The following is a 5,854-nucleotide window of genomic DNA, read 5'->3' as shown; positions in this document are numbered from 1 at the left end:
CCTCATCCGGACAAAATCTCCCACAAATTGTGACGCACATCTTGCAGAAAGCCTTTTTCAAACACGCTCTAGAGCCTTTTTCAACACGCTCTAAAATGTCAGATCGCAGAAGATTATGGAAATACAGGATTTCTGCGGTCTGTTTTTATAGTATGTAGCATAAAAAAACGGCAGCCCGGAAATTCCCGGGCTGCCGTAAATTTTTCAAATATGCTTTAGAGCCTGTTTGAAAGATCAGATGTTCAGAAGATCGCTGAATACCTTAAGAGCACCGTCTGTATTGTGTGCAAGTACACGTTTCGCAAGAACTTTACCAAGCTGAACGCCTTCCTGGTCGAAGCTGTTCAGATTCCATACGAAGCCCTGGAACATGATCTTGTTCTCAAAGTGAGCAAGCAATGCACCAAGGGAAGCAGGGGTAAGCTGCTGACCGATGATAATGCTGGACGGACGTTTACCCTTGAAGTTCTTGTTCAGGTTCTCATCCTCTTTACCGCAGGCAAATGCAACAATCTGAGCTGCCACGTTAGCGCAGAGCTTCTGCTGGCTGGTGCTGTTCTCAATGTCAACATCTACGCCAAGCTGGCTGTTCTTAAAGCCGATGAACTGAAGCGGGACAATGTCAGAGCCCTGATGCAATAACTGATAGAAGGAATGCTGACCGTTGGTTCCTGGCTCTCCGAAGATAACCGGACCTGTTACGTAGTTAACCGGCTCGCCGAAACGGTTTACGGTTTTACCATTGGACTCCATGTCACACTGCTGAAGGTGTGCCGGGAAGCGGCTTAATGCCTGTGAATATGGAAGAATAGCTGTGGAAGGATATCCCTGCACATTTCTCTCATAGATACCGATAAGGGCATCCAGCATATCTGGGTTCTTCATAAGGTCACGGTTTGTTGCAAGCTGATCCTCAGCTGCAGCACCTTCAAGGAGCTGAGCAAATACTTCCGGTCCGAATGCCAGGGAAAGGATTGCTCCGCCTACGCCGGAAACAGAAGAGTAACGGCCTCCGATGTAGTCATCCATGAAGATGGCGGTAAGATAATCTTCACTCTTTGCAAGAGGGGAAGTCTCACTTGTAACGGCAAGCATGTGTTTGGAAGGATTCAGACCTGCTTTTGTCAGGGCATCCTTTACAAATGCTTCGTTGGTCAGTGTCTCAAGGGTTGTACCGGATTTGGATACAACGATGAATAAGGAGTGTGCAAGGTCTACAGAAGCAAGTACTGCAGCTGCATCATCCGGGTCAACGTTGCTGATGAACTTCGCTTCCATCTTGAATGTGTTATTGGCCTTCGCCCAGTTCTCCAGTGCAATGTAAAGAGCACGGGGACCAAGGTCACTTCCGCCGATACCAATCTGAACGACTGTGGTGAATTTCTCACCAGCTTCGTTGGTGATCTCACCAGCATGAACCTTATTTGCAAAATCAGCAGCTTTTTTCTGCTGGGCAACGTAGAATTCACGTTTGTCTACACCATCTACAACAACCGGGTTACCAAGCTGCTTACGTGCAAGGTGATGAAGAACCATACGGTTCTCTCCGGTGTTGATCACTGCACCATTATATAATTCCTGAAATTTGTCGATCAGCTGTGCCTCGTCAGCCAGTTTCGCAAGTGCGGATAAAACGGTTTCGTCTACTTCTTTGGCTGCATAGTTGTAAGAAAGACCAGCTGCCATTGGTGTACTATAATCAGCTACACGCTTGCCACCTTCTTCACCAGACAGAGCTGCCGCAATGTCTACGTGATTCTTAAGCTCTTTCAGTTTGCCAAAAGAATCAAGTGTGTCAAGATTTTTCCATGTTGCCATAATATAATTCCTCCTTTAAATGGTTGAGACTATAGTTGCTGTTCAAAGCTTGTTCAGCAACGGATTATGCTCTCAAAGGAGTCTCACTGTGAGACCCGTATCGAAATCATTATACTGAAAAATTTATAGAATTTCAATGCAAGGATGAAGATTCGTGAAAAATTAACATTAATATAAGAAAGAATGGGGCTGATATGAAAAAAAGAACATAAAAGCTGGAGAAAAAGAGGGGATAGAAGTAAAAAAACAGCCGACAGAAGCTGAAAAATGTTTCTGTCGGCTGTTTGAACGGACCTTTGCAATAGGTTTCTGCATTGGTCAAGTTGAATGTGAGGGATGGATTACTCCTGTGTAATTCCGGTTACTTCATAGCCAGCGTCTTTGATTACCTGGCGGATTTTGTCCTCGTCCACTTTCTCTGGTGCTGAGAAAATAGTAGTTCCGGCATCATGGGAGGATACAACATCCTGTACCCCAAATGCTTCCTGGATTGCTTTGTTTACGTGTGCTTCGCAATGTCCGCACATCATTCCTGTTACATTAACTGTCACTTTTACCATGGTATTATTCTCCTTTTTGTTAGTATTGTTATTAATATCGCTGCATTCGTTCAAAAGCTTGCAGCTGTTATTAATCGTTTGTTCTGCATCTGAAGTTTTATCTGCATTGAATGATTTTGAGAAAACAGCAGATGATGCTTCAGAGAAATCAGCAATATTTCCAGAATTGGATTCTATGGAAACCGGATTCTTGACTTTTTTATCTTTAACTGCGTCATGAATTTTAAACAGGTTTAGCCTCAACGCGTTGGTAACTACACAGAAGCTGGAAAGGCTCATGGCAGCAGCGCCGAACATCGGGTTCAAGGTCCATCCGAAAATTGGAATCCATACGCCGGCAGCCAGCGGAATACCAATTACATTGTAGAAGAACGCCCAGAAGAGATTCTCGTGGATGTTGCGAAGAGTAGCGCGGCTCATACGGATAGCAGCTGGCACGTCGGAAAGCTGGCTTTTCATAAGGACAATATCTGCTGCGTCGATGGCTATATCCGTTCCGGCACCGATGGCAATACCAATATCTGCTCTGGTAAGGGCTGGTGCGTCGTTGATTCCGTCGCCAACCATGGCAACCTTGCCTTTTTCCTTCAGGGAGCGGATGACGCTCTCTTTTCCATCTGGAAGGACGCCTGCAATAACCTGGTCAACACCTGCCTGTGCGCCAATAGCTCTGGCAGTGCGCTCGTTGTCGCCGGTAAGCATAACTACCTGGATACCCATATTCTGAAGCTCTTTGACTGCCTGTGCACTGTCCGGTTTGATTACATCAGCAACTGCAATGATTCCAAGAAGTTTTCCATCTTTTGCGAAAAGAAGAGGAGTTTTTCCTGCTTCGGCAAGCTTCTCGGCCTGGTTCATAAGAGACGGAGAGACAGCTGCCAGAGTGTTGATGTATTTCATGCTTCCGCCGATAAGCGTGGAAGCGCCAAGCTTCGCAGAGAGTCCATTGCCGGGAAGAGCCTGGAATTCTGTGACTTCCTGGGCTGTAAGACCAAGGCTTGCAGCTTTTTCCAGAATGGCTTTCGCAAGAGGGTGCTCGCTCTTTTTTTCAAGGGCGTAGGCAAGGGTGAGAAGATCGTTCTCAGATACGTCGTCTGCAGGGAGAATGTCAGTAACCTCCGGCTGACCGTTTGTGATGGTTCCGGTTTTGTCAAGGGCTACGATCTGAACCTTTCCGGCTTCCTCAAGGGAGACGGCTGTTTTGAAAAGGATACCGTTTTTGGCACCCATTCCGTTTCCAACCATAATGGCAACCGGAGTGGCAAGACCAAGGGCGCATGGGCAGCTGATGACCAGAACGGAAATTCCTCTTGCCAGGGCGTAGCCAGCCTCATGACCGGTAAGCAGCCAGACAATAGTAGTTATAATTGCAATAGTGATAACAGCAGGTACGAAAACACCGGAAACACGGTCTGCGATTTTGGCAATAGGAGCTTTGGTGGCTGCAGCATCACTGACCATTTTGATGATCTGGGAGAGTGTGGTGTCTTCGCCAACGCGGGTAGCTTCACATTTGATAAAGCCAGACTGGTTGACTGTGGCTGCGGAGACAAGATCTCCGGCAGCTTTGTCGACAGGGATACTCTCACCTGTAAGGGCAGATTCGTTGACTGCACTGGAGCCTTCGATAATCACACCATCCACCGGGATGTTCTCACCAGGACGGACAACAAAGGTGTCACCTTTTACAACCTGGTCAATGGGAACGGTGGCTTCCTGGCCGTTTCGGATGACAACGGCAGTCTTGGGAGCAAGCTTCATAAGACCTTTTAAGGCATCCGTGGTCTTGCCCTTGGAACGGGCTTCCAGCATTTTTCCAACGGTGATCAGGGTCAGGATCATAGCGGCAGATTCGAAATAGAATTCCATCATGTAGTGCGTGACAAGTTCGGAATTGCCGTCAACCTGGGCTCTGGTCATGGCGAACAGGGCATAGACACTCCATACAAAGGAGGCCATGGAGCCGAGAGCTACCAGGGTATCCATGTTCGGAGAGCGGTGCCACAGACTCCTGAAGCCGCTGATGAAAAATTTCTGATTGATGACCATGACGATTCCTGCAAGAAGCAGCTGTACAAGTCCCATGGCGATATGGTTGCCATCAAACCAGGCTGGCAGCGGCCATCCCCACATCATGTGTCCCATGGAAAAGTACATCAGCACCAGAAGAAAACCTACTGAGGCAATAAGTCGTTTCCTGAGGAGTGGCGTTTCGTGATCTTCCAGGGCTTTCTCAGCATCAGAAACGGGTTCCTTCTGGCCGGAAGCACCCTTCAGGCTGCAGCCGTATCCGGCTTCTTCTACAGCTGAGACAATGGCAGAGGCTGAGGCAGTTCCTTCCACTCCCATGGAATTGGTAAGCAGGCTTACGGAGCAGGAAGTAACTCCCGGAACCTTGTTTACCGCTTTTTCCACATGGGCGCTGCAGGCTGCACAGCTCATGCCGGTGACGTTGTATTGTTCCATAATAAATTCCTCCTTCGAATACAGTGTTTCGATACCAACGGACTGCTCTGCGCATTCGTACCTCCGCAGGCAGGTACACATTCGGAATACGCTGGTATCTCACTTCATTAGCTTCTGCAAAGTTGCAACCAGCTCATCAATGGTTTCGTCTTTACCATCACGGATATCTCTTGCCACACAGGTTCGGATATGATTGGCGAGAAGTTCCTTATTAAATGCATTCACAGCGGCATTTACAGCTGCTGACTGAATAAGAATATCGTTGCAGTAAGCGTCATTCTCCAGCATTCCTATAATCCCCCTTATCTGGCCTTCAATACGTTTCAGACGGTTTACCAGCTTCCTGCGCTCTGCTTCGGAACGATCGGTGTGCTTGGTACAACAGCAGGAACAGACCTTCTTGGTAGGTTCCTGGCTGGAAAGAGTTGCAGGATCGGCTGCGGTGTGGCTGCAGCAGGATTCGGATTTATAATCAGCTGTCATAGGCGGACTCCTTTCCTTATATACCCCGCCAGGGTATGTATTTGATGAAACCAATATATACCCTGGCGGGGTATTTGTCAATAAGTAATTCACAGAAAACCTGAGAATTGCGGCGCGAAACCATGCGAAAGCATGATTTCTGTGCATCGCGAAGCGTGTTGCTATGAACGGAGTGAATAGTAATCTGTTTGAAAAATTATTCCCGCAATCTGCACGCCCCACTTTGCGGTATATTTCTTCCGAATTTGTTTGCGTAGCCAGCTACGGCGTCTTCATGCTACGGTGCCCTCATCCGGACGAAATCTCCCACAAATTGTGCCGCACATCTTGCGGAACGCATTTTCTAAATACACTATAGTTCATAGAAAATACATAAAAAGTTCATAAAAAATATATAATAATATGGTACATATTAAATATCCGAGTCGAATATGTATAATGGTTATAGCGCAAAGGTTGCATCATAAACATGATGCGCAAAAGAGAATCCGGTGAGAGTCCGGAACGATGCCGTCACTGTGTAAGGG

Annotated in this window: 4 protein-coding genes, 1 pseudogene and 1 riboswitch; all 5 genes and pseudogenes read right to left on the bottom strand. The window is 47.2% G+C overall.

What is annotated here, in order from left to right:
* The coding region (locus tag AB5642_RS19430; RefSeq protein ID WP_368371892.1) for a DUF6783 domain-containing protein at positions 1 to 61 on the bottom strand (61 nt) is incomplete at its 3' end.
* A gap of 173 nt (positions 62 to 234) precedes the next feature.
* Positions 235 to 1,818, bottom strand: coding sequence for a glucose-6-phosphate isomerase (locus AB5642_RS19425; RefSeq protein WP_215661327.1), 1,584 nt, complete (start codon positions 1,816 to 1,818; stop codon positions 235 to 237).
* 341 nt (positions 1,819 to 2,159) lie between these two features.
* Entirely contained in the window at positions 2,160 to 4,844 is a 2,685-nt protein-coding gene (locus tag AB5642_RS19420) for a heavy metal translocating P-type ATPase (protein ID WP_173719389.1), read from the bottom strand.
* 99 nt (positions 4,845 to 4,943) lie between these two features.
* Positions 4,944 to 5,327 carry a metal-sensing transcriptional repressor gene (locus tag AB5642_RS19415; protein WP_118579507.1) on the bottom strand — a complete coding sequence of 128 codons (384 nt, stop codon included), beginning with the start codon at positions 5,325 to 5,327 and terminating at the stop codon, positions 4,944 to 4,946.
* Between the two features lie 161 nt (positions 5,328 to 5,488).
* A pseudogene (locus AB5642_RS19410) lies at positions 5,489 to 5,653 on the bottom strand (DUF6783 domain-containing protein).
* Between the two features lie 110 nt (positions 5,654 to 5,763).
* Positions 5,764 to 5,854: riboswitch (cobalamin riboswitch) on the top strand. This riboswitch is flagged as partial in the annotation.

The organism is Ruminococcus sp. 1001136sp1_2201st1_G3_2201SCRN_220225, assembly GCF_040924365.1.
In the GTDB taxonomy this organism is placed as follows: domain Bacteria; phylum Bacillota; class Clostridia; order Lachnospirales; family Lachnospiraceae; genus Blautia_A; species Blautia_A faecis.
The sequence above is the reverse complement of the archived record's forward strand: the minus strand, read 5'-3'. Positions and strand labels throughout refer to the sequence as shown.

Coding starts and splice junctions, on each gene's coding strand:
- AB5642_RS19415 (WP_118579507.1), bottom strand. CDS start 5,327: ATGACAGCTGATTATAAATCCGAATCCTGCTGCAGCCACACCGCAGCC.
- AB5642_RS19425 (WP_215661327.1), bottom strand. CDS start 1,818: ATGGCAACATGGAAAAATCTTGACACACTTGATTCTTTTGGCAAACTG.
- AB5642_RS19420 (WP_173719389.1), bottom strand. CDS start 4,844: ATGGAACAATACAACGTCACCGGCATGAGCTGTGCAGCCTGCAGCGCC.